Annotated in this window: 23 protein-coding genes and 1 pseudogene; 8 read left to right on the plus strand and 16 right to left on the minus strand. The window is 63.3% G+C overall.

The features are described 5' to 3' along the window. The first annotated feature begins 19 nt into the window (after positions 1–19). The 3 genes from Q9316_RS23445 (at position 20) to Q9316_RS23455 (ending at position 1337) form a co-directional block, all read left to right on the plus strand. Entirely contained in the window at positions 20–547 is a 528-nt protein-coding gene (locus Q9316_RS23445) for a DUF4142 domain-containing protein (protein WP_306036226.1), read from the plus strand. A 49-nt stretch (positions 548–596) separates the two neighbouring features. Continuing rightward, on the plus strand, positions 597–821 hold the full coding sequence (locus tag Q9316_RS23450) for a hypothetical protein (RefSeq protein WP_306036227.1): 225 nt from the start codon (positions 597–599) through the stop codon (positions 819–821). 195 nt (positions 822–1016) lie between these two features. Continuing rightward, the gene (locus Q9316_RS23455) at positions 1017–1337 is read left to right on the plus strand and encodes a GFA family protein (RefSeq protein WP_306036228.1); all 321 of its coding nucleotides are present in this window, start codon (positions 1017–1019) and stop codon (positions 1335–1337) included. A gap of 198 nt (positions 1338–1535) precedes the next feature. On the opposite strand, the gene Q9316_RS23460 is transcribed toward Q9316_RS23455, so the two are convergent. The 6 genes and pseudogenes from Q9316_RS23460 to Q9316_RS23485 all read right to left on the minus strand — a co-directional run bounded on the left by Q9316_RS23460 (position 1536) and on the right by Q9316_RS23485 (position 5608). Continuing rightward, positions 1536–2045 carry a gluconokinase gene (locus Q9316_RS23460; protein ID WP_306036229.1) on the minus strand — a complete coding sequence of 170 codons (510 nt, stop codon included), beginning with the start codon at positions 2043–2045 and terminating at the stop codon, positions 1536–1538. Continuing rightward, positions 2042–2947: pseudogene (locus tag Q9316_RS23465) on the minus strand (GntP family permease); the annotation flags it as partial. The gene Q9316_RS23460 and the pseudogene Q9316_RS23465, both read right to left, overlap by 4 nt. A 46-nt stretch (positions 2948–2993) precedes the next feature. Then, positions 2994–3413: a type II toxin-antitoxin system VapC family toxin gene (locus tag Q9316_RS23470; RefSeq protein WP_306036230.1), complete on the minus strand. Its 420-nt coding sequence runs from the start codon at positions 3411–3413 to the stop codon at positions 2994–2996. Beyond that, positions 3410–3664, minus strand: coding sequence for a FitA-like ribbon-helix-helix domain-containing protein (locus Q9316_RS23475; protein ID WP_306036231.1), 255 nt, complete (start codon positions 3662–3664; stop codon positions 3410–3412). Before Q9316_RS23475 ends, Q9316_RS23470 begins: the two co-directional genes overlap by 4 nt. Positions 3665–4054: 390 nt before the next feature. Next, a complete protein-coding gene (locus tag Q9316_RS23480) occupies positions 4055–4711 on the minus strand; it encodes a phosphoribosylanthranilate isomerase (protein WP_306036232.1) in 657 nt (218 codons plus the stop codon). A gap of 42 nt (positions 4712–4753) precedes the next feature. Continuing rightward, positions 4754–5608: a MurR/RpiR family transcriptional regulator gene (locus tag Q9316_RS23485; RefSeq protein WP_306036233.1), complete on the minus strand. Its 855-nt coding sequence runs from the start codon at positions 5606–5608 to the stop codon at positions 4754–4756. A 145-nt stretch (positions 5609–5753) separates the two neighbouring features. On the opposite strand from Q9316_RS23485, the gene Q9316_RS23490 reads away from it, so the two are divergent. The 5 genes from Q9316_RS23490 (at position 5754) to Q9316_RS23510 (ending at position 11023) form a co-directional block, all read left to right on the plus strand. Continuing rightward, positions 5754–7007: an ABC transporter substrate-binding protein gene (locus Q9316_RS23490; protein ID WP_306036234.1), complete on the plus strand. Its 1254-nt coding sequence runs from the start codon at positions 5754–5756 to the stop codon at positions 7005–7007. 67 nt (positions 7008–7074) lie between these two features. Next, on the plus strand, positions 7075–7968 hold the full coding sequence (locus tag Q9316_RS23495) for a carbohydrate ABC transporter permease (RefSeq protein ID WP_306036235.1): 894 nt from the start codon (positions 7075–7077) through the stop codon (positions 7966–7968). Further along, positions 7965–8804 carry a carbohydrate ABC transporter permease gene (locus Q9316_RS23500; RefSeq protein ID WP_306036236.1) on the plus strand — a complete coding sequence of 280 codons (840 nt, stop codon included), beginning with the start codon at positions 7965–7967 and terminating at the stop codon, positions 8802–8804. The genes Q9316_RS23495 and Q9316_RS23500 overlap by 4 nt, the downstream gene beginning before the upstream one ends. A gap of 19 nt (positions 8805–8823) precedes the next feature. Beyond that, positions 8824–10035, plus strand: a complete 1212-nt coding sequence (locus Q9316_RS23505; RefSeq protein WP_306036237.1) for a trans-sulfuration enzyme family protein — start codon at positions 8824–8826, stop codon at positions 10033–10035. Between the two features lie 10 nt (positions 10036–10045). After that, positions 10046–11023, plus strand: coding sequence for a carbohydrate kinase family protein (locus tag Q9316_RS23510; protein WP_306036238.1), 978 nt, complete (start codon positions 10046–10048; stop codon positions 11021–11023). Between the two features lie 241 nt (positions 11024–11264). On the opposite strand, the gene Q9316_RS25745 is transcribed toward Q9316_RS23510, so the two are convergent. The 10 genes from Q9316_RS25745 to Q9316_RS23555 all read right to left on the minus strand — a co-directional run bounded on the left by Q9316_RS25745 (position 11265) and on the right by Q9316_RS23555 (position 20433). Further along, the gene (locus Q9316_RS25745) at positions 11265–11357 is read right to left on the minus strand and encodes a LacI family DNA-binding transcriptional regulator (protein ID WP_371878086.1); all 93 of its coding nucleotides are present in this window, start codon (positions 11355–11357) and stop codon (positions 11265–11267) included. A gap of 158 nt (positions 11358–11515) precedes the next feature. Further along, complete coding sequence (locus Q9316_RS23515) at positions 11516–12463, minus strand: ROK family protein (RefSeq protein WP_306036239.1); 948 nt, start codon at positions 12461–12463, stop codon at positions 11516–11518. A gap of 101 nt (positions 12464–12564) precedes the next feature. Then, positions 12565–13368 (minus strand): alpha/beta fold hydrolase, encoded by an 804-nt coding sequence (locus Q9316_RS23520; protein ID WP_306036240.1) that lies wholly within the window; start codon positions 13366–13368, stop codon positions 12565–12567. Then, positions 13365–14204, minus strand: a complete 840-nt coding sequence (locus tag Q9316_RS23525; RefSeq protein WP_306036241.1) for a sugar phosphate isomerase/epimerase family protein — start codon at positions 14202–14204, stop codon at positions 13365–13367. Before Q9316_RS23525 ends, Q9316_RS23520 begins: the two co-directional genes overlap by 4 nt. Then, positions 14204–15277 (minus strand): Gfo/Idh/MocA family protein, encoded by a 1074-nt coding sequence (locus Q9316_RS23530; RefSeq protein ID WP_306036347.1) that lies wholly within the window; start codon positions 15275–15277, stop codon positions 14204–14206. The genes Q9316_RS23525 and Q9316_RS23530 overlap by 1 nt, the downstream gene beginning before the upstream one ends. A 53-nt stretch (positions 15278–15330) precedes the next feature. Beyond that, positions 15331–16359, minus strand: coding sequence for a hydroxyacid dehydrogenase (locus tag Q9316_RS23535; protein ID WP_306036242.1), 1029 nt, complete (start codon positions 16357–16359; stop codon positions 15331–15333). A gap of 12 nt (positions 16360–16371) precedes the next feature. Further along, entirely contained in the window at positions 16372–17496 is a 1125-nt protein-coding gene (locus Q9316_RS23540; RefSeq protein ID WP_306036243.1) for a Gfo/Idh/MocA family protein, read from the minus strand. A 66-nt stretch (positions 17497–17562) separates the two neighbouring features. After that, positions 17563–18579: a sugar-binding protein gene (locus Q9316_RS23545; RefSeq protein WP_306036244.1), complete on the minus strand. Its 1017-nt coding sequence runs from the start codon at positions 18577–18579 to the stop codon at positions 17563–17565. Positions 18580–18670: 91 nt separating this feature from the next. Then, positions 18671–19651 (minus strand): ABC transporter permease, encoded by a 981-nt coding sequence (locus Q9316_RS23550; RefSeq protein ID WP_371878087.1) that lies wholly within the window; start codon positions 19649–19651, stop codon positions 18671–18673. Between the two features lie 38 nt (positions 19652–19689). Next, on the minus strand, positions 19690–20433 hold the full coding sequence (locus tag Q9316_RS23555) for an ATP-binding cassette domain-containing protein (protein ID WP_306036246.1): 744 nt from the start codon (positions 20431–20433) through the stop codon (positions 19690–19692). Between the last annotated feature and the right edge of the window lie 166 nt (positions 20434–20599).

The raw sequence follows: 20599 nt of genomic DNA on the forward strand, positions 1-20599 counted from the left end.
ACAGCAAAGGAGACCCACCATGAAAAAGCTGTCTGTCACTCTTGCCCTGTTCATGATCTCGTCCGGTGCCTTCGCCCAATCGACGGCCGAGACGACCGGCGTCAACTCCACGCTGGGCATTCCTCCGAAGACCGAGGATTTCGTGATGGAGGTTTCGATGAGCGACATCTTCGAGATCGAATCGAGCAAGCTTGCGCTTCAGAAGGGCGGCGCCGCGACGAAGGCATTTGCCCAGCAGATGATCGATGCCCACGAAAAAACCACGAGCGAGCTCAAGGCGCTGATCGACAGCGGAAAGGTGACGGCGCCCATGGCAACCGGCATGTCCGATGCCCAGAAGAAATCGTTCGACGAACTCAAGGATCTCTCGGGCAAGGAGTTTGACGACGCCTACCAGGACGATCAGGAAGACGCCCATGAAGATGCCCTCGACATCTTCAAGCGCTACGGCTCCGAGGGCGACAATGGCGACCTGAAAGCTTGGGCCACAAAGACGGTTCCGGCTCTCGAGCATCACCTGAAAATGGCGGAAGCACTGGACGGTTAGTCTCATCAGCCATCATCGCCAACATTGCTTGTTGCAAAGGAGACTACAGATGACCTCGAGCAAATCACCGGAGCGTCCGGAAGACGTCGAGAATGATGCTGCTGGCCAGTTCGCGCCTTCGCAGGCGGATCGCCAGGCGGATGGCGTGGCAAGCGCGAAGCCGACCGTCGTCACCGGATCCGAGGACGCCACTGCGCACCGCGACCCGCCCGGCAACAAACACGGGAAGGACTGGGATGTCGGTTTCGACGAGCGCCAGGAAGACCGGTCATGAACAGGAGGCAGTCATGAGCCAGGAGAGTTCTCATCCCAAGGGCGAACGTCCCAACCGCAAGGCACCTGCGCAAACTCACGGCGAGGAGGTTTCCGATCCACATCCGGGCAGCATATCGGATGGAACCCATCCCGAAGCCTCTGAAGTGAAGCATCCGCGAGGAGCGGGGGACCCTCATGCCGCGGGAGGCTCGTCATGACGACTCTCACCGGTTCCTGCCTGTGCGGGCGTGTTCGAATTGCGGTCCACTGCGCTCCGAACAGGCTCGGCATCTGTCACTGCACGGACTGTCGCCAACAAAGCGGCTCGGCCTTCGCCTTCTTCGGCATATGGCCAGCGGGGCAGTTCGAACACAGTGGAGAAACACTAAGCTTTTCCGGGCGCTGCTTTTGCCCGCACTGCGGTGCTCGCCTGTTTAGCCTTGATGAGCATGAAGCGGAGATCCAGCTCGGCGCCTTGTCTGCCGCCCCGACGAACCTTACTCCGACCTACGAACTCTGGACCAAGCGCCGCTAGCCTTGGCTTCGCCCTATCGACGGCGCCGACCAGTATGAGGAAGACCGGCATTGAGCATCTGCCGGCACAGATACTCAACGGTATGATGGCAAAGCGCACACCGTCAAATCCACAGCAGCTATCGGCCGTCCAAAAGCCCTTGCATCCGGTAGGCCCGCTGCTGCAGCAGCGGGCACCGGTGCATGTGGTCGGGACGGCTCAGTAGCCCAATCCACGCATGGCGAAGTCAATCTGTTCGGTGATGGACAGCGCCACATCGACGACAACGCCATCCTCATCCGGGCCGAGGGGTTCGAGCGTTGCGAGCTGCGAATCGAGCAATGAGGCCGGAAAGAAATGTCCGCCGCGATGCGCGAGCCGATCGGCCAGCACGGCGCGATCGCCATGGACATGCAGGAAGCGCACTCGGGGCGCGCCGCTGCGCAGGACGTCGCGATAGGCGCGCTTGAGTGCGGAACATCCCACCACGGAGGGGCGGCCCGCCGCCTCGTCCCTGGCGATCTCCGCCGCCAATGCCCTCAGCCAGGGCGCGCGGTCCGCGTCGTCCAGCGGGATGCCGGCCGACATCTTGGCGACGTTCTCCGGGGGATGGAAACTGTCGCCTTCGATAAAGCTCCAGCCAAGCCTTTCGGCAAGCGCCTCCCCGACCGTCGTCTTGCCGCTGCCGGAAACGCCCATCACCACGATATGCTCCACACTCCTGCTCATAGGATCCACCATCCGACAAGAGCGAAGGCGAAACCGATAACGCCGAGCAGGGTTTCCATCACGGTCCAAGTCTTGAGGGTCGTCCGCTCGTCCATCTGCAGGAAGCGGCCGACCAGCCAGAAGCCGGAATCGTTCACATGACTCAGCACCGTCGCGCCGCAGGCAATTGCGATGACGAGGAAGCACAGGTCGAAGGAACTGAGCCCCGTCGTCGCCGCGACGGTCGGCGCGAGCAGGCCCGCGGTCGTGGTCAGCGCAACGGTGGCCGAGCCCTGCGCCACGCGCAGCGCCGTGGAGATCAGGAAGGCCGCGACGATCAGCGGCATGCCGACGGCCTCCAGACTGCCGGCAAGCGCCTGGCCGATGCCGCTGGCGCGCAGCACGCCGCCGAACATGCCGCCCGCGCCGGTCACCAGGATGATGCCGCAGATCGGGCCGAGCGCCCCGTCCATCAGCTTCTCCATGTCCTTGAATGTGCGCTCGCCGCGGAGCATCACCATGCCGACCAGCACGGTGATCAGCAACGCGACCGGCGTCTGGCCGGCCATGCGCAGGATGTTCACCCACAGCGCATCGCCGTCGACCGCCTTGGCGGTCACGAGGGTTCCAAGGCCCGTATTGAGGAAAATCAGCACGAGCGGCAACAGCAGCACGAGCATGACCGTGCCGAAGGACGGCGGCTCGCGGTCATGCGCCGCATCGCCGGGCGCGCTGAGGAGATCCGGCACCGGAAGCACGAAGCGCTTGCCGGCCCATAGGCCGAACAGATAGCTGCCGACCAGTTCCCGATCCGGGAGTGGTGGGCGTCCTCTGGCTCTGGAAGGGGAACCTGCGGCCCGCGCAGCGATATTCGACCGGGCGACACCCAACGTCTCGCAGACGGTCTTCATCCTAAAATCCCCCCTCTTGAAGGGATCCGAACTCATGATACCGACATGCACACTATAGTTATCTGGACCAGGGGTTTATGACTTTCAGCCTAGCAGCCTCGAAAGGGCTTGTGTCGCGAGTGGCGATCGCGAGGCCGTTTGCCGCCGCTGTGGCTGCAATGTAGCCATCAGCCGCGCCAATCGCTCTCCCGGATACTCGAGCGCGTGCTATCAGTTCAGAATAAAACTGAGAAGCAGCCAGGTCGAAGGACAGGATGCGCTCGGAAAAGTGGGGCAGCACTTCGCCCTCAAGGCGGTCGCGAAGGATAGTTTGCCGTTTCCCTGAAGGCATAGCGGCGATCCCCAAGCGGAGTTCAGCAATCGTTATTGCGGAAAGGAAAAGCGTTTCGATAGCTTGGGCGTCCAACCAGGCGATTACTGCCTCATCAGGCACCGGTTTCCAAGGCTCGGATATAACGTTGGTGTCCAGCAGGATCATTCGAAGGTCATCGGTTCGGCAGGTGTCTTGTCGCGAATTTTCTGCAGGGCTTCAACATCGCTGTCGGAAAGCCCGGCGTCGCGACCAATTGCAGTCAGCACAGAACCGAGCTTTATACGCTCAGGAGGACGGACAGCGGCATCAATAATGTCGCGGATCTCGGCCTCGGTGCTCCGGCCATGATGAGCCGCTCGCACCCGCAGAGCACGATGTGTTTCGTCAGAAAGGTTTCGAATGGTGACTGCCGGCATTGATATCATCTCCATAAAAGTGATGACTTTGATATCAAACTATATAGAATGACGCAAAATTTCAAGACGTTCATTAACGATGACGAACATCTTGTCAGTTTAGATATCCCGCTCTTGAACGGATACGAACCGTCGACCGATAGCTTTACGAGCAGGCGCGGCGTCTTTGTCGCTGACAGCGCTGCCCTTATTGATGGTGCCAGATGTCGACACGTCTGCAACGCGCCGACCGCCACAGAGAACAAGGCCGGAAGCAACGGAATGTAATCAATGTCATTGGGGTGCCCGCACCGGCACCGCTATGCCGATGCGGGCAAATACAGCCGGAGTCAAGACGGAAAGGCCGGTCGAAAGGCGAAGCGATGTCCCCTTTCTATCTTTCCGTGGCGCTCAAGCCGCCCCTGCCGCCTTCACGAAGGCGGCGATCTTGTCGATATCCTTGCGGAAACCGCCTTCCGGCAGCGGCTTGTTGGTGTGGGTCAGCGAATCCACCGCCCAGGGCTGCACGGCGGCGATGGCAGCCGCGACATTGTCCGGGCCCAGACCGCCGGCAAGGATGACCGGCAGCTTACTGCGCTTGACGATTTCGCGGCTCAGCGACCAATCGTGCGTGACACCCGCCGCGCCGATGCCGCCGATATGGGCGGCAACGGAATCGAGAATGAAAAGATCCGAATAGGGCTCGAAGGCCGCCGCATGGTCGAGCGCCTCCGGCCCCGTCATCGGAATGGCCTGCAGGATGCGCAGCTGCGGATAAAGCGGCAGGAGCTTCTCCCGCAGTACCCTCACCTGTTCGGGCGTCACCAGCGAGATATTGCCGCAAAGATGCAGCACGTCCGGCTGGACCGCCGCCACCATGTCGGCGATGGCGCCGAGATCGCTTTCGACCGACAGCGCAACACGCTGCGCCTTGCCCTTGAGGGCATCGGCGATCTCGCGGGCCGTAGCAAAGTCGATCTCCCCCGGCAGACCACGATTGGACGGGGTCAGGCCGAGATAATCGACGCCGGCCGCGGCAGCGGCAAGGGCCTCGGAAACGGTCTGCATTGTGTAAATCTGGACTTTCACGGCACTACCTGTGTCTGGAAACTAGATGGATTTCGGAAGGATGGCGTTGACCATCCGCTCTTCGGTGAGCTGCGCCCGCTCGGCATTGCGCGCGACCAGCGCCGAATAGAGCGCATCGACAAGGGCCATCTGCGCGATCTGCGCGGCCATCGGCTCGCTGCCCTGTTCGTGCGAGACGCTGACGAGCACGACATCGGCAAGGCGTGCCAGCGGCGAGGCGCTATTGCCGGTTATACAGAGCGTCGCGGCCCCGCGGGACCGGGCCTCCTGCAGAACGAGAACCGGATCGCTGGTAATGCCCGAATAGGAGATGACGACGACAAGATCGCCCGCACCGGTCAATGCCGAATGCATGATCTGAAGCTGGGAATCGACGGGCGCGTCACACCGCAGCCCGAGACGGATGCATCGCTGGTAAAAGGCCTGCGCGACGATGCCGGATCCACCGACGCCGCCGACGAGGATGTGCCGGGCGCCCGCGATCAGATCGAGCGCCTTGGCGAAGGTCCCCTCGTTCAGCACGCCCTGCGTATCGCTGATCGCCTGCGCCACGGCGCGAAAGAGGCGGTTTGCGGCCAGGAGGTCGCTCGTTTCCGGTTCGTTCGCCGTCTCGGCACGACCGCCGCGCGGCTCCTGCGCCAAGGCGAGCTTGAGATCGGTGAACCCTTCGAACCCGGCTGTGCGACACATGCGCAGTACGGTGGTGTCACTGACATCGGTCGCCTGGGCGATGGCCGACATGGAATTGCGGATCGTCGCCTCGACATTGTCGAGAACCCACAGTGCAACGCGCCGCTCCGAATCTGAAAGTTTCGGCAGGACGCTGCGCAGCCGACTGCTGGCCGGACTTGCGGGAACGCGCGGATCGACATTCATGAACGGTTCTCTCGCTAGCGAACGCTTTCGTAAACGAAGCTAGCATGGCTATGTTGTGGTGTCACTATAGACATGACATTTTTGATGTGGCATCACTACATGGATGCGGCCGGAGGGGCTGCATACGCTTTTCGGGGAGGAAATCGTGAAGCTGAAACGTCTTCTCATTGCAGGCGCATCCTTGGCACTGGCGGCATTCCCGGCAACCGCCGGTGAGCTTACTTTCTGGCATGCCTATGCCGGGCAGCAGGACAAGGTCGATTTCATCAACTTCGCGCTGGATGCCTTCGCCAAGAAGCATCCCGACATCACGCTTGATGTCGTCGCCGCCGAACAGTCGGCCTACAAGACCAAGCTGAACACCGCGATGGCCTCCGGCAATCCGCCCGACGTCTTCTACACCCTGCCCGGCGGCTTCCTGAATGCCTTCGTCAAGGGCGGCCAGATGTATGCTCTCGACCAGGACCTCGCCAAGGACGGCTGGCGCGAGAGCTTCCTGGAGAGCGCCATCGCCCAGACCAGCAAGGACGGCCACACTTATGCCGTGCCTGTCGACGTCGATTCCGTCGTGTTCTGGTACGACAAGGCGCTGTTTGCAGAAAAGGGTTGGACGGCTCCCAAGACCTACGACGAGCTGATGGCGCTCGCCGAGAAGATCAAGGCCGACGGCATCGTGCCCTTCGCGCTCGGCAACAAGGATTCCTGGCCGGCGACCTTCTGGTTCCAGTACATGGAAATGCGCCTGAAGGGCTCGGGCGTCGTCGCCTCCTTCGTCAATGGCGATGCCGATGCCACGCTCGGCGCGGAAGGCGAAAAGGCCTTCGAAAAAGTCGCCGAGATCGCCAAGAACGAATACTTCCCGACCGGCTTCAATGGCATGAGCGACCAGGAAGCCAACATGCTCTTCCTGAACGGCCAGGCCGCGATCCTGCTCAACGGCACCTGGCAGATCGGCGCTTCGTCCGATGCACCCGAGGGCTTCGAGCTCGGCACCTTCGCCTTCCCGACCGTCGAAGGCGGCGCTGGCGACCAGACCGACGTGCTGGCGGGCGTTGCCGCCTCCTTCGGCATTTCTGAAAAAACCGAGAACAAGGCCGATGCGGTGACGCTCCTGAAGTTCCTCTCCTCGCCCGAGGTGATGACCAAATATGTCGAGCTGCGCAAGACGATGGTGACCGTGAAAGGCGCCACCACGGAAGCTGCCGCCGGCCCCGTGCTCTACGGCATCAGCAACGACCTGATGAATGCCGCCGGGCATCTCGATTCCTTCTACGACACGGCGATGCCGCCGGCAGCCACCAACACCTATTACACCGCGCTCCAGGGTGTGCTGGATGGGTCCGTGACACCGGCCGACGCTGCCAAGCGCCTCGAAGGCGCGCTAAAGGACAACAAGTAAATCTCCCAAGGCCGCAGCCGCCGGTTCGCCGGCGGCTGCGAAAAATTCCAAACGCCCGGGCGGGATCATGAGCACGGACATCGGCCTAGCGAAAAGACACAGTCGGGCGACGCTGCTCTTCCTGGCGCCGGCCCTGATCTTCGTCTTCGCCTTCGTCGCCTATCCGGTCGTCTATGCCGGCTGGCTGTCGATGTTCGAATGGGACGGCGCGTCCGCCCCGCTCTTCATCGGCGCCGGCAATTTCCTGAAGCTTGCCGCCGATCCGGTCTTCTGGGCCTCGCTCGGCCGCAATCTCCTGGTCGCCCTCTCGGCCATCGTCTTCCAGGTCTTCCTCGCGCTTGCCATCGCCTATTGCCTGGTGCGCATCGTGCCGGCCTTCAGCCGCATCTTCCTGTTCTTCTATCTCGTGCCGGTGATGGTCAGCGAGATCTGCATCGGCCTGCTCTGGCGCTTCATGTACAACCCCTATTTCGGGCTGGTGAACGCCGCGCTGAAGGCCGTCGGCCTCGATAGTCTCAAGCGCGGCTGGCTCGGCGAATCCGAAACCGCCTTCCTCGCCGTCGTCGTGGTGATGAGCTTCACCTATCTCGGTCTCTACGTCCTGCTCTTCACCGCCGCCGTGCGCAGCGTGCCGGAAAGCGTCTATGAGGCCGCCGAACTCGACGGCGCGGGCGACTTCCGAAAATTCTTCTCGATCACCGTGCCGATGGTCTGGGACGCCGTGCGCGCCAATTCACTGCTCGCCATCATCGGTTCGCTCAAAACCTTCTCGCTGGTCTTCGTGCTGACCAATGGCGGGCCGAGCCACGCTAGCGAAGTCGTCTCCACCTATCTCTACAAGATGGGCTTCGGCAGCTTCCAGATGGGCTACGCCGCCACCATCGGCTTCGTGCAGATGGTGCTGACCGCACTTGCCGCCTGGGTCGTCTTCCGGTTTCTGCGCCGCAAGGAGGACGCATGAGCGCCACCGTCCGCCGCTGGAACCGCACGAGCATCGTCGTGCTCGCCCTCCTCACGCTGCATGTGCTGATGGTGATCTTCCCCTTCGTCTGGATGATCTACAGCACCTTCAAGACCAACAAGGAGTTCATGCGCTCCGTCTGGTCCTTCCCGACACGCCTGAACTTCGACGCCTATGTGGGCGCCTGGAGCGGCGGTGCGCTCGGTGGCTATGCGATCAATTCTCTGATCATCATGGCCGGCGCGACCGTCATCACCGTACTGGTCTCCACGCTCGCCGGCTATGCGCTCGCGATCTACCGCCCGCGCTGGATGCCGGCGGTGGAGCTGTCGCTGACGGCGGCCATGGCCATCCCCGCCTATGTTGCACTGGTGCCGCTGGTCGTGATGCTGCGCACCGCCGGCCTGCTCGATACGCATCTCGGCGTCATCCTGCCGACCGCCGCCTTCAATGTGCCCGTCTCGATCTTCATCATGCAGGCCTTCTTCAACACGCTGCCGCGCGAACTCTTCGATGCCGGACGCGTCGACGGCGCCTCCGAATGGATGATCTTCCGCACCATCGCCCTGCCGATCGCCCGGCCCGCCATGTTCACCGTCGGCATCCTCAACATGATCTGGGTGTGGAACGACTTCCTGTTCCCCGTCGTCTTCATCAACAATCCCGCCCGCAAGACGCTGCCGGTCGGCCTGACCGATTTCGTCGGCGAGCATGTCACCAACTATCCGGTCATGCTCGCGGCGATCCTGATGGCGGCCATCGCGCCCCTTATCCTCTTCGTCTTCTTCGAACGCCAGATCACGGCCGCGCTCATCGGTGGCGCCGTGAAGGAATGATTTTTCAGGAGAAATGCCCATGTCCGACACGCCGTCCAAAGCCCTCGAATTCGCCAGCCGCGCCGTGTTCTACGAGCCGGAGGAGCATTCCCAGTCGATCAGCTATCCGATCTACATGTCGGCGAACTTCCAGTATGGCGGCGACATCTACGACCAGATCGTTGCCGGCGCCCGCAAGGAAGTGAACATCTACTCGCGCTGCGGCAACCCGACGGAATACAAGCTCGAAGAGCATATCGCGCAGCTGACGGGCGGCACCGCCTGCCTTGCCACCGCCTCCGGCATGGCCGCCATCTCGCACGCCCTCTTCGGCATCATGAAGGCGGGGGACCACATCGTCGCCGACCTCACAACCTATTCCTCGACTCATGAATTCTTCGACCACCGCGCCCAGGATTTCGGCCTGAAGGTCAGCCTCGTCGATTGCTCGGACGTGCGCGCGGTCGAAAACGCCTTCACACCCGAAACGAAGATTCTCTACGTCGAGGCCATCGCCAATCCGACGATGAAAGTGCCGCCGCTGAGGAAGCTGGTCGAGATCGCCCATGCCCGCGGCATCGTCGTCATCTGCGACAACACCTTTGCCTCGCCCGCGGTCTGCCGCCCCCATGATTTCGGCGTCGACGTCGTGGTGGAAAGCGCGACGAAGTTCATCGGCGGCCACAACGATGCCGTTGGCGGCGTCATCACGCTGAAGTCCGATCTCCTGCCGAAGGACTGGCTGGAGGATGTACGCTGGAACACGCTGAACAAGCTCGGCGCGCCGCTCTCGCCCTTCAATGCCTGGCTGCTGCTGCGCGGCGCGCAGACGCTGGCGCTGCGCCTCGAAAAGCAGTGTGCCAACGCGATGGCGCTCGCCAAGCACCTGGAGGCCCACCCTGCGGTCAAGCGGGTGTTCTATCCCGGCCTGCCCTCGCATCCGAACTACGCCTCGGCCTCCGAACAGCTCATCGGCGGCGGCGCCATGCTGTCTTTCCAGGTCGATGACGAGGCCTGTGGCGTGCGCTTGCTGAAGCGCCTGCAGCTCTGCTCGTTCGCGGCAAGCCTCGGGGGTCTTCGCACCACCACGCAGGTACCCGCCACCATGGCCTTCCTCGACATTCCGAGCCAGGAACGCGAGGCGATGGGCGTCGTCGACGGCCTCGTGCGCTTCTCGGTCGGCATCGAGCATATCAACGATATCATTGCCGACGTCGACCAGGCCATCGCCCTCATGCACGTCGACCTCTGAGGCGGCGGACATGGCCGTCATCGTCCTTCTCGGCGATATCAACATCGACCTCGTGCTCGCCATCCCCGCCTATCCAGGCGAGGGTGGCGAGGCCATCGCCACCGGCCAGACGGCGATGATCGGCGGCTCGGCGACGAACACCGCCATCGCGCTCGCCAAGGCCGGGCATGACTGCCGCCTGATCGGTCGGGTAGGAATCGATTCCTGGGGGCGCGAGGCATTGTCGGAGCTTGCCGCCACCGGCATCTCCACCCGCTGGATCGGCCGCGACGATCGCGAACCGACGCAGATCAACGTCATCACCGTCAGCCCCACCGGCGAGCGCACCATGTTCGCCTATCGCGGCGCCAATGCGCGCCTGTCGGCCACGGATGTCGATCCGGCAGCCTTTGCGGGCGCCGCCCTGTTCCATCTTTCCGGCTACGCCCTGCTCCAGCCACGCCAGACGGAGGCCGCCCTCACCGCCATAGACCTCGCCGTCGACGCTGACATCCCCGTTACCCTCGACATTCCCGGCGGCGTGGTTGCGGGCATTGCAGCACAGGTAAGGGCCCTCCTCCCGAGGATCGACACGATCCTGCTCGGCAGCGCCGATCTCCCCGGGCTTCTGGAACAGACGGAGGAAACAGACGAGGAAAACCTCGTAGCCATGCTGCTGAAAAGCGGCGTCCGGCGCGTGGCCGTCAAAGGATCTGGCGAACCAGCATCCCGCCTTCATGAGATCGAAAAAAGCGCGAGCGCACCCTGGTTCCGCGTGGACGTGGTCGATACGATCGGGGCGGGCGACGCCTTTGCCGCCGGTCACATCCACGGCCGCGTCACTGGCCTTTCCGCTCCCGACTGCTGCCGCCTCGCCAACGCCTACGGCGCGCTCGCCGTAACCCAAAAAGGCGCCGGAACGGCAATGGCCGGGAGGGATGAAGTCTATGCTTTTATTGAGAAGCCTGAGCGGAATTTGAACAGGCACTCCGGTGAAGGCAGCGACTGAAACCAACAGCGATCCGATATGCTTAGGGTGGATTTCGACCATAGGCTGACCTTATCCCCGCAACTCTCCGGAATATCCGCGACGGAGGCCAACTTGCTTCCAAGGCTGGCCTCAACAGGATTGCGTGATGTCTCCGTGCAACCACGGAGGTGCTATGCAATGGCTAGGGACAAATCGCAGTGCTGTCTCGCTGAACCAGCCGTGGCCCGCCGATGATCGGGCGGTACTCTTCCCCGAATACCTAATCCTTCCGGTTCAGGACCTTCGATACTGTCGCAGTCGAGACCCCAGCGCGCCTTGCAATGTCTTTGATCGTTATCGCCACTATTCCCACCGCCGCCAACCGAGCCAAATATCGGCCCGATCCAGCAATGTCGTCTATCTTGCCATCGGATGGAATGTCCAGACATTGACCGGGTAGGTGTTCTTGCGCAGAGTTCTACAGCGGAAATTGCCCTCTGCGACCTTTAGCTGGTTGAGTTGGCCGGCTTCTCACCTCTGCCGGATAATGGCCAGATCGGCCACCCCGACGAGGCCCGCGTCGTCGCCAAGTCTTGCAGGCACGACAGGAACCTCTCGAAAGGGAGCCATGGCGTCTCGGCGGATGCGTGCGCGAATGCCGGGTTCGAGCAGATCGAAAGCGACGGAAACGCCACCGCCCATGACGATCATCTGCGGGCTGTAGAGGTGCAGCAGGCTGGCGAAACCGGAGCCGAGCCAATCGGCCTCTTCGGCGACGAGGGCAAGGCAGGCGGCATCGCCCGCCCGCGCGCCCTCCACCGCGTGACGGCCCTCGATCGTCTCGTGCTCGGCCATCTTGCCAAGATAGGAGGCGGGGTTTCCGCTTGCCGCCGCGCGGACCCGCTTGCCGAAAGCCGTACCGGCAGCAACCGCCTCGAAGCAACCGACGCGCCCGCAGGAGCATACGGGTCCTTCCGCAACCAGCGTGAAGTGCCCGAGATGGCCGCCCATTCCCCGCGCGCCGTGCATCAGCCGGCCGTCGACAACAACACCGCCACCGATGCCGGTGCTGACCGTGACATAGACCATGTGATCCAGCCCGCGCGCAGCCCCGTATTGCCATTCGCCGAAGGCGGCCGCGATGCCATCGTTCTCAACGATGGCGGGAAGGCCGAAAATCTCCGACAGGCGGTCGCGCAGGGGGAACTGCTCCCAGCCGGGAAGGGTCGGAATATGGTCGATAACGCCGCTCACGGTGTCGAGCGGCCCCGGGGTGCACATACCGATCGCGCGGACCGGCGCGCTGCCTGCCACCTGCGATACCTCCGCGACAAGCGCACCGAACTGCCGCATCACCTCGTCCGGGCCGCTGAGATCCGTGCGCGCCGCCGTGCGCGCCAGAACCTTTCCGGCGCGCACCAGCGCGGCGCGAACCTGCGTGCCGCCAAGATCGAGGCCGATGGTGAAATCGTCATTCATACGAACCTCTCCCCTCGAAGCCAAGCGACCGCATGACGACGGCCTCGGCCATCAGCCGGTCCCCCTGCAATGGTTCGAGCCGTTCGGAAAACGGCCGCATCTCAGAGCTCCTTGAGGAAGGCCGACAGGGCGGCGCGAAAATCGGCGCGATAGGCGTCGGCATCGTCCACTTTCGGCGTGATCTCCACCAGTCGAGCGCCCGGGATCATCGCGGCAATCGACCGGGCATGACCGAGCGGATGAACGAAGTCGCGCCCATGGCCGATCACGAGCGTCGGCACGGCGATGGCAGAGACCTCCGCCGCAGTGACGTCAGGGCCGTCCATCGAGATCGCCCGGAGCAGCGCCGCGGTGACGTCGATCGGTTCGCGCGTGAAGAAGCCGCGGATCGAGGCAAGATTGTCCGGTGCGTCCCGCTTCAGATCTTCCGCCAAGGGCAAGGCCTCATACTGCCGGCGCGCCTCCTGCGGCGGATGGCGGTCCAGAAGTTCGCCGGCAATGCGGTTCGGCGCCATGTTTTCCGGGCTGGCGGCACAAATCCAGGCGGGACGGGCAATCACGAGCGCCCGAACCAGTTCGGGCCGACGGACGGCAAGCCGCAGCGCGATCGCTGCGCCCATCGAGATTCCGCCCACCACGGCTCGTCCGCTACCCTCTACTGCAAGATAATGGGCAATGTCGTCGGCGAAGGTGGCGATCGAGAAGGCGGCCTTCGGACCGGCATCCGAGGCGCCGTGGCCGCGGCATTCGACGGTGATGCGCCTGAAGCCGGCAGCGGCTGGAAAGACCTGGCCCGGCTGAACCTGATCACCGCAAAGACCGTGCTGGAAAACGAAGGGCATGCCCTCGCCTTCCTCGTAGACCGCGAGGCTCGCTCCTTCGACGTGATGGCGGATCGGTTTCATGCGCTACGGCCCTCCGGGTCGATCAGGGGCGCAAGGAAGGCAGCGACGCCCGGCGCTTGCGCTGCCGAGAGCCCGTGGGTGATCACGTCCCCGTCGAAACCTGCCCGCTTCAGCGAGGCCACGTAGCGCAGATAATCGATGACGCCCCTGCCCGCGGTGGCGAAGGAGCCGTCGGCATTGCGATCCTTGGCGTGCGCGATGGCGATCCGGTCTTTCAGCAGGTCAATGGACGCGTCGATGATGCGGCCGCGCGTTTCGGCATCCTCGTTCTCGAAGAGATTGGCCGGATCCAGCACGATGCGGATGCGCTCGCTCGCCATTGTGTCGATCAGCCGCCGCGCCTTTTCAGCAGAGTTGATGACATTGGCAAGCTCCGGCTCGACGCCGATGAAGATGTCGTGCCGTTCCGCGATGGCGAGCAGATGGTCGAACTCGGCGATCATATCCTGCCAGGCCTCGGTCCCCTGATTGTCCGGATGGTCGCGCCACTGGTCGGCGGCATCCCGGCTTCCCGTGCACACGGTCAGAAGGGTCGAACCTGCCGCGCGTGCCACTGCGGCAATCGCGGCAAAGCTGCGCCGGCCAGCCTCTCGCACGGCGATATCCGGGTGGATCATGTTGTAGGTGGCGGAGAACGCCGCGACGGCGACGCCGGCTCGTTCCGATGCATCACGGATCGCCGCGACGGCAGCGCCTGGGATCGTCTCCGGCAAGGCCCCAAGACCCGAGCAGGCGAAATTGTATTGCACCGACGCGTAGCCGGCATCGCGCGCGGCGGCGAGCACGACGTCCGGCGTCGTGCCTGCGAAAGTCTTGGCGAAGATACCGGTGCGCATCACACGCTCCCATCCGCGTCGGCGAGCTTGACCGGCGCCTTTGTGCGAACCGACTGCATCACCGCCGCCATGCCGCGCACCGAGGCGATACCGTCGTCGATGCCCGCGCCGGTCATCGGCCCGCCATCGAGAATCGTATCCGCAAAGCCCTCCAGCTGGCGCCGATAGAAATGGCCGTCCGCTCCCAGCACGCGGCTGGTCGCCCCGGTCTTTTCGCTGAAGATGTCCACCTCGCTGCTCTTGAACAGCCAGGGATTATAGGTCTTGCCGAGAATGCTGCCGTACTCGCCGTAGATCTGAAAGCCTTCGTGCCAGTCCATGCGCACGGCAACCGTCAGATCCAGATGGCCCATGGCGCCGTTTTCGAACTCGACGTCGATGAACCAGCAGTACGCGCCGAACCGCTGGCGCAGCCGCGCATCGACGGCGAGGATGGGACCGGCGAAATAGCGGGCGGTGTCTAACAGGTGGCTGCCATGGGCGAGCATGAAGTACTGCTCGAGATCGGCCTTCGGATTTCGCGACGGCTTCTTCGCATTGGCGCTGCGGATCATGTAGGGCTGCACCGCATCGGTTACGGCATAGCGATGGGTGGAATCGCAATACCAGGCCTTCAGCGCGAGCATCTCGCCCATTTCCGTGTCGATGAAGCTCTTGGCGCTCTGAAGGCCGGCGTCGTAGCGCTTCATATGGCCGACCTGGAAAACCATGCCGCTCTTCTCGACGACGGACCGCAGGCCTTCGACCTCCTCGACGGTCATGCCGAGCGGCTTTTCGCAGAGCACATGCTTGCCGGCCTCGAGCGCGCGTGCGGCGGCAGCGACGTGGAAGGCGTCCGCCGTCGCGATGATGACCGCATCGACATCCGGGTCGGCCAGCATCGCATCGTAGTCGGAGAAAGCCTTCCTCGGCGCATGGGTCGCGGCCATGCGGGTACGCAGATCGTCCGCAACGTCGCAGATGGCGTAAAGCTCGGCGTTGCGCGCCTTCACGGCGCTTTCGAAATGACCGGCCTGCGAGATCGGCCCGCAACCGAGAATTCCGACCTTCAGCAGCGGCTTGCCCTCGTTCATCTCCATTGTCCTTTCCGTGGTGGACGGTGCTTTCAAGACCGGTCCCGTGTTCTTCAACTTTTCGACACAGGCATGCTGCGGAAGCGCATGGCGGTCTCCGGCTGCGCCACCTTGCAAACGGCGGGCGGAAGACCGCGGGCGATCAGTTCGATATCGGCGGTGATCGACGCGCCCATGGCGTTCAGCGTCGATTCCATGGCGCCGGCCTGATGGGGCGAAAGAATGATGTTCGGCGTCCGGCGCACCGGATCGTCGGCCGCGACCGGTTCGACGGGAAAGACATCGGTCGCGACCCGGATCCGGCCGGAAGCAGCCGCCTCCAGCATGTCGGGAAAGTTGACGACCGCCGCACGGCTCAGAAGCAGCAGACACGCCCCCTGTTTCATGGATTCGAATGCACGCTTGTCGAGGAAACCGGCATTTTCGGAGGTAACGCCGGCGAGCACGAAGACGAAATCGCTCTCGGCAAGGACGGTCTTCAGTGCTACCGTCCGGCAGCCGGCCCCTTCGATCAGGAGGGCCGGCACCCAAGGATCGTAGACATCGATGGTCGAGGTGAACGGTTTAAGCAAGGGCAGCAACGCGCGGGCAAGATCGCCGAAGCCGATCAGCCCGACCCGGGCACGCATCAACGGTCGCGCGTCGCGGTTGGCCGCAAATCCGTACTCTTCCTTGCCTTCCCGCATCAGCCGGTCGGCCTCGGTAATGCCGCGACCGAGGTCTATCGCCATGGCCAGCCCGATTTCGGCGACCGGTTCGGCAAAGACATGGCTCGCCGACAGCACGCGGATGCCATGCTCGAAACAATGGCGGTAGTCGATATTGGGCAGGAAGTTTCCCTCGCTATTGACGAGGGCCTTGAGATTTTGGCACCGTGCCAGCCGCTCCGCCGGCATGTCGAAAATGCCCATCGCGATATCGGCCGGCGCAACGTGTCGTTCGAAGTCCTCATCCGTCAGCACATCGCCCTCGTGGATGACGACGTCGCCAAGCGCACGGAGCCGCGCAAGATGGGCGTCCGTGAAGACATCTTCCACGAGGCGCGGATGTGCCATGATGAAGGTGCGGAAGGGTGTGGTCATGAACGATTTCCTTCAGATGTCTGTCCAGCGGCCTTCTTCAGCGCCCGAGCGAAGGGCAGCATCGACGAAACGCAAGCCGCGCACGCCGTCGCGGATACCTGGTAACAGCAGGGCATCTGCCGCCGGAGCACGGCCAGCGCGACGCGCGTCGATCTGGTCGGCCATGTCGAGATAGAGCCGCGCCAACGCCTCGATGAACCCTTGGGGATGGCCGGGCGGCATCGTTCCCTTGAAAGCCGTTCCGTGCGAGGCCCGGTCGATCACCATGCGCCGGCCGCCGAGCGGCGCGAATGTCAGCCGGTTCGCCGCCTCGACCGTCCAGCCGAGCGAGCCCTTGTCGCCATGTACATCGATCCTCAGCCCGTTGGTCTCGCCGATTGCCACCTGGCTTGCCCAGAGCAACCCCTTGGCGCCGCCGGCAAAGCGCAGCTTCGCCATCACGTTGTCATCGACGCGGCGGCCGGGAACGAAGGTATCGACTTCGGCCGAAAGGGCGGTCGCCGAAAGGCCCGTTATAAATTCTGCAAGGTGGAAGGCGTGGGTACCGATATCGCCGATGCTGCCTGCACCGCTTCTTGCCGGATCGGTGCGCCATTCGGCCTGCTTGTTGCCGGTCGCCTCGGCCGCGGTCGCCAGCCATTCCTGCGGAAAGACGACGCGGACCAGGCGCACCGCGCCGATTTCCCCGGCCGCCACCATGGCGCGCGCTTCGCGCACCATGTCGAAGCCGGCATTGGTGTAGGCGACACCGAAAAGAGAGGAACTGTCCTCTGTCGCCGCCTGGAGTGCCAGCGCCTCATCCAGCGTGGCGGTCAGCGGCTTGTCGCAGAGAATGTTGATGCCGGCATCGAGGAAAGCGCGGCAGGCGGGCGCGTGCAAATGGTTCGGCGTCACCACGGCGACGAGGTCGATGCCGTTGTCGGCTGCCTCGTGCTTCGCCATCGTCGTGAAATCCTCATAGCAACGTTCCGGGGCGAGACCAAGATCGCGCCCGCTTTGGCGCGCGCGAACCGGATCGCTCGAAAGGGCGCCCGCGACCATCGAAAAGCGTCCCGTCATCGCAGCGGCGGCACGGTGGGCGGCGCCGAAGAACGCACCATTCCCGCCGCCGACCATACCCAGTTTCAGCGTTCTCATGTCCCTGCCCTGTCTGGAATGAGACAGGCCGACGTTTTCCGCCGGCCCGTCTCTCTGGTGACGGTGTTACTTGGCGGCGACCTTGCCGCAGGTGGTCAGCGCATCGGCCGGGGTGCAGGTCTCGGTGCCCGTCTGGATGAACGGCTCAAGCTTTTCGCCCTTGGTCAGCTTGTCGAGGGCGATGATGGTCTCGTAGCCCATGTCGTAGGGACGCTGGCCGATATTGTAGTGGCTGAGGCCTTCGGCGAGCAGCGGAAGCTGCGGACCGAAGTTGTCACCGAAGACCACGACGAGATCCTTCTTGTCGAGGCGTTCCTTCAGCGGCTCCATCGCCTGCTTGTAGGCCTGCGGCGCATACTGCGCCCAACCGCCCACGGCGACGAAGGCGGAGAGGTCCGGATGGTTGGTCATGACGTCGCGAACCTGCTGGGCCGCAAGCGCGATATCGTCGTTGTTGTAGACCGGGCAACCGGCCGGCTCGGTCCAACCGTTCTGGCCGGTGAGTGCTTCCACCGGCTGGTCCTTCGAGGCGCCGGCGAGCGTGTCGCGGATCCCCTGGACGCGGGCCTTCAGGTTTTCAGAGGCCGGCGCACCGGATTGGATGCAGACCGTGCCGCCTTCCTTCTTGTTCTCCAGAACCTTCTTGGCGAGTTCCACGCCGAAGGAGTAGTTGTCCGTGCCGATATAGGTGGCGCGCAGGCCCGCGTCTTCGGGCAATACGTCGGTGTCGAAGGTGACGACCGGGATACCCTTGTCGTTCGCCATCTTGAGGATGCGGGCCATCGCCTTCGGGTTGCCGGCGGAAATGCCGAGCCCGTCGACCCCGCGGGTGATCATGTCCTGCGCAAGCTGCACCTGCTTGGCTTCGTCATATTCCGTCGGGCCGATATAGGTGCAGGTGACGTCGCCGAGTTTTTTGGCGGCTTCCTTGCAGCCGGCGTCGATCGGCGGGCTGAAGGCGTTGTTGAGCACCTTGAAGACCAGCGCGAATTCCCGGTCTGCGGCATTGGCCGTCGAGGCAAAGGCGCAAAGCGCGATCGCGGCGGACGACAGGCTGAATTTCAGGCTTCCTGACAGCGACATGGTATCTCCTCCTTGGTTCGCTGTTAAAGACATTGCATTTCACGGCGCGGCGGCACTCCTCCCCCGCGCCCTGACTGTGCGGACGCGGCCGTCAGCGGCGCAGCGACCGGATGCGTTCGAGAAGCACCGCAGCGAGAATGAAGCCGCCGACGAACGTGCCCTGCCAGAACGGATTGACGCCTGCGATCAGCAGCGCGTTGCGGATCACCTCGATCAGGATGGAGCCGATCGCTGCACCCAGTGCCGTGCCGAAACCGCCCGTCAGGGACGCGCCGCCGATGACCGTCGAGGCGATCGTCTGCAATTCGTAGCCCGTGCCGATGGCGTTCGTGACGGCACCCAGCCAGCCGACGAGGAAAATCGCACTGACGGCGGCCATCAGGCCACTGAAGGCATAGGCGGAGATTTTGATCGCATCGACCGAGATGCCCGCGAGACGCGCAGCGCTCTCGTTGCCGCCGATCGCGAAGATGTAGCGGCCCCAGCGTGTCATAGTCAGGAGGCAATGCAGCAGGATGACGAAGACCACGAGCGCATAGACGACATTGGGAATGCCAAGCGTGTAGCCGCCACCGAGCGCCAGGATCGATTCCGTCGCTGTGCCGAACTCGTAAAACACCTGATTGTCGCTGACGACGAGCGCAAGGCTGCGTCCGATCGACAGCGTCGCCAGTGTCACGATAAAGGGGGGCAACTTGGCGAGCGTGATGACGGCGCCGTTGAGCCCGCCGAAAACGAGACCGACGGCAAGCGTTCCGGCGATGCCGACCGGCAAGGGCGCGCCGGCATTCAGCAGGATGCCGAGCGTCACGCCGCTCAACCCCAGGATCGAACCGACGGAAATATCGATGCCGCCGCTGATCAGCACCGGGGTCATGCCGAGCGCCATCAGGCCGATAAAGCAGGCATTTTGCAGCACGTTCATGAGGTTGCCGGACGTGGCGAACTTGCCGGAGATCATAGAGACGGCCAAGCCGAGCACGACGATGGCAATCGCGATCCACATTTCCTGCGTGAGCATCAGCCGGCGCAGAAGCGATCGGTCGTGGCGCTTCAGGAGGTCGACATTCATGTCGGGGACGTCTTGCTGGGACATGGTTTCCTCCCTTCTCAGGCGGCCTGGATGGCACCGGTGATGAGACCGGTGACCTCCTCCGGGCTGGATTGGTTTATCGGCTTGTCGGCGACCTTGCGGCCGCGCCGCATGACCACGACACGATCGCAGACGTCGAAGACATCGGGCATGCGGTGACTGATGAGGATGACCGAGAGGCCCTGTTCCTTCATCCGCCGGATCAGCGCCAGCACCTCGGCCACCTGCCGTACGCTGATGGCGGCGGTCGGCTCGTCCATCAGCACCAGCTTGGAGTTGGAAAGCCGCGTGCGGGCGATCGCCACGGCCTGCCGCTGACCGCCGGACATGCGATCGACGAGATCGGCCGGCCGCGTCTCCGATTTCAGCTCGCGGAAGATTTCCGCCGAGCGCGTGTTCATCAGCTTCTTGTCGAGCACCCGGAACGGCCCGACCTGCCGCATCGGCTCGCGGCCTAGGAAGACATTGGCTGCGGCCGTAAGGTTGTTGCAGAGTGCCAGGTCCTGGTAGACGACCTCGATACCGTGCCGGCGGGCATCGGCAGGGCCCGAGAAACGAACATCCTGATCCTCGAAAACGTAGCGGCCGGAGGTCGGCTGGAAGTTTCCGGCAATGGCTTTCACCAGGGTCGACTTGCCCGCGCCGTTGTCCCCCATCAAGCCGAGCACTTCGCCGCGGTTGATGTCGATCGACACGCCGTCGAGTGCGCGGATAGCGCCGAACTCCATGACAATGTTCTCGAGACTGGCAAGCTTGCTCATCCAACCTCCTCCCTGAGCCTGGATAAATATATTTCTTAAAGTAAGAAATAGAACACATTTGGCTTTGTCAACGATGAATGTCTTTTGCATTCCAACAGGGAATTTACGTCAGCAAAGCTGACGTGATGGGTTTAAGGCCCGACTTTCGCGCATTCCTCCCGTGAAT

This window comes from Shinella zoogloeoides (genome assembly GCF_030733845.1).
Classification (GTDB): Bacteria; Pseudomonadota; Alphaproteobacteria; order Rhizobiales; family Rhizobiaceae; genus Shinella; species Shinella zoogloeoides_C.

Bases quoted from the DNA above. Each gene is read 5' to 3' on its own strand.
- Q9316_RS23445 (WP_306036226.1), top strand. From the start codon at position 20: ATGAAAAAGCTGTCTGTCACTCTTGCCCTGTTCATGATCTCGTCCGGT.
- Q9316_RS23450 (WP_306036227.1), top strand. From the start codon at position 597: ATGACCTCGAGCAAATCACCGGAGCGTCCGGAAGACGTCGAGAATGAT.
- Q9316_RS23455 (WP_306036228.1), top strand. From the start codon at position 1,017: ATGACGACTCTCACCGGTTCCTGCCTGTGCGGGCGTGTTCGAATTGCG.
- Q9316_RS23460 (WP_306036229.1), bottom strand. From the start codon at position 2,045: ATGAGCAGGAGTGTGGAGCATATCGTGGTGATGGGCGTTTCCGGCAGC.
- Q9316_RS23470 (WP_306036230.1), bottom strand. From the start codon at position 3,413: ATGATCCTGCTGGACACCAACGTTATATCCGAGCCTTGGAAACCGGTG.
- Q9316_RS23475 (WP_306036231.1), bottom strand. From the start codon at position 3,664: ATGCCGGCAGTCACCATTCGAAACCTTTCTGACGAAACACATCGTGCT.
- Q9316_RS23480 (WP_306036232.1), bottom strand. From the start codon at position 4,711: ATGCAGACCGTTTCCGAGGCCCTTGCCGCTGCCGCGGCCGGCGTCGAT.
- Q9316_RS23485 (WP_306036233.1), bottom strand. From the start codon at position 5,608: ATGAATGTCGATCCGCGCGTTCCCGCAAGTCCGGCCAGCAGTCGGCTG.
- Q9316_RS23495 (WP_306036235.1), top strand. From the start codon at position 7,075: ATGAGCACGGACATCGGCCTAGCGAAAAGACACAGTCGGGCGACGCTG.
- Q9316_RS23500 (WP_306036236.1), top strand. From the start codon at position 7,965: ATGAGCGCCACCGTCCGCCGCTGGAACCGCACGAGCATCGTCGTGCTC.
- Q9316_RS23505 (WP_306036237.1), top strand. From the start codon at position 8,824: ATGTCCGACACGCCGTCCAAAGCCCTCGAATTCGCCAGCCGCGCCGTG.
- Q9316_RS23510 (WP_306036238.1), top strand. From the start codon at position 10,046: ATGGCCGTCATCGTCCTTCTCGGCGATATCAACATCGACCTCGTGCTC.
- Q9316_RS23515 (WP_306036239.1), bottom strand. From the start codon at position 12,463: ATGAATGACGATTTCACCATCGGCCTCGATCTTGGCGGCACGCAGGTT.
- Q9316_RS23520 (WP_306036240.1), bottom strand. From the start codon at position 13,368: ATGAAACCGATCCGCCATCACGTCGAAGGAGCGAGCCTCGCGGTCTAC.
- Q9316_RS23525 (WP_306036241.1), bottom strand. From the start codon at position 14,204: ATGCGCACCGGTATCTTCGCCAAGACTTTCGCAGGCACGACGCCGGAC.
- Q9316_RS23530 (WP_306036347.1), bottom strand. From the start codon at position 15,277: ATGAACGAGGGCAAGCCGCTGCTGAAGGTCGGAATTCTCGGTTGCGGG.
- Q9316_RS23535 (WP_306036242.1), bottom strand. From the start codon at position 16,359: ATGACCACACCCTTCCGCACCTTCATCATGGCACATCCGCGCCTCGTG.
- Q9316_RS23540 (WP_306036243.1), bottom strand. From the start codon at position 17,496: ATGAGAACGCTGAAACTGGGTATGGTCGGCGGCGGGAATGGTGCGTTC.
- Q9316_RS23545 (WP_306036244.1), bottom strand. From the start codon at position 18,579: ATGTCGCTGTCAGGAAGCCTGAAATTCAGCCTGTCGTCCGCCGCGATC.
- Q9316_RS23550 (WP_371878087.1), bottom strand. From the start codon at position 19,651: ATGAATGTCGACCTCCTGAAGCGCCACGACCGATCGCTTCTGCGCCGG.
- Q9316_RS23555 (WP_306036246.1), bottom strand. From the start codon at position 20,433: ATGAGCAAGCTTGCCAGTCTCGAGAACATTGTCATGGAGTTCGGCGCT.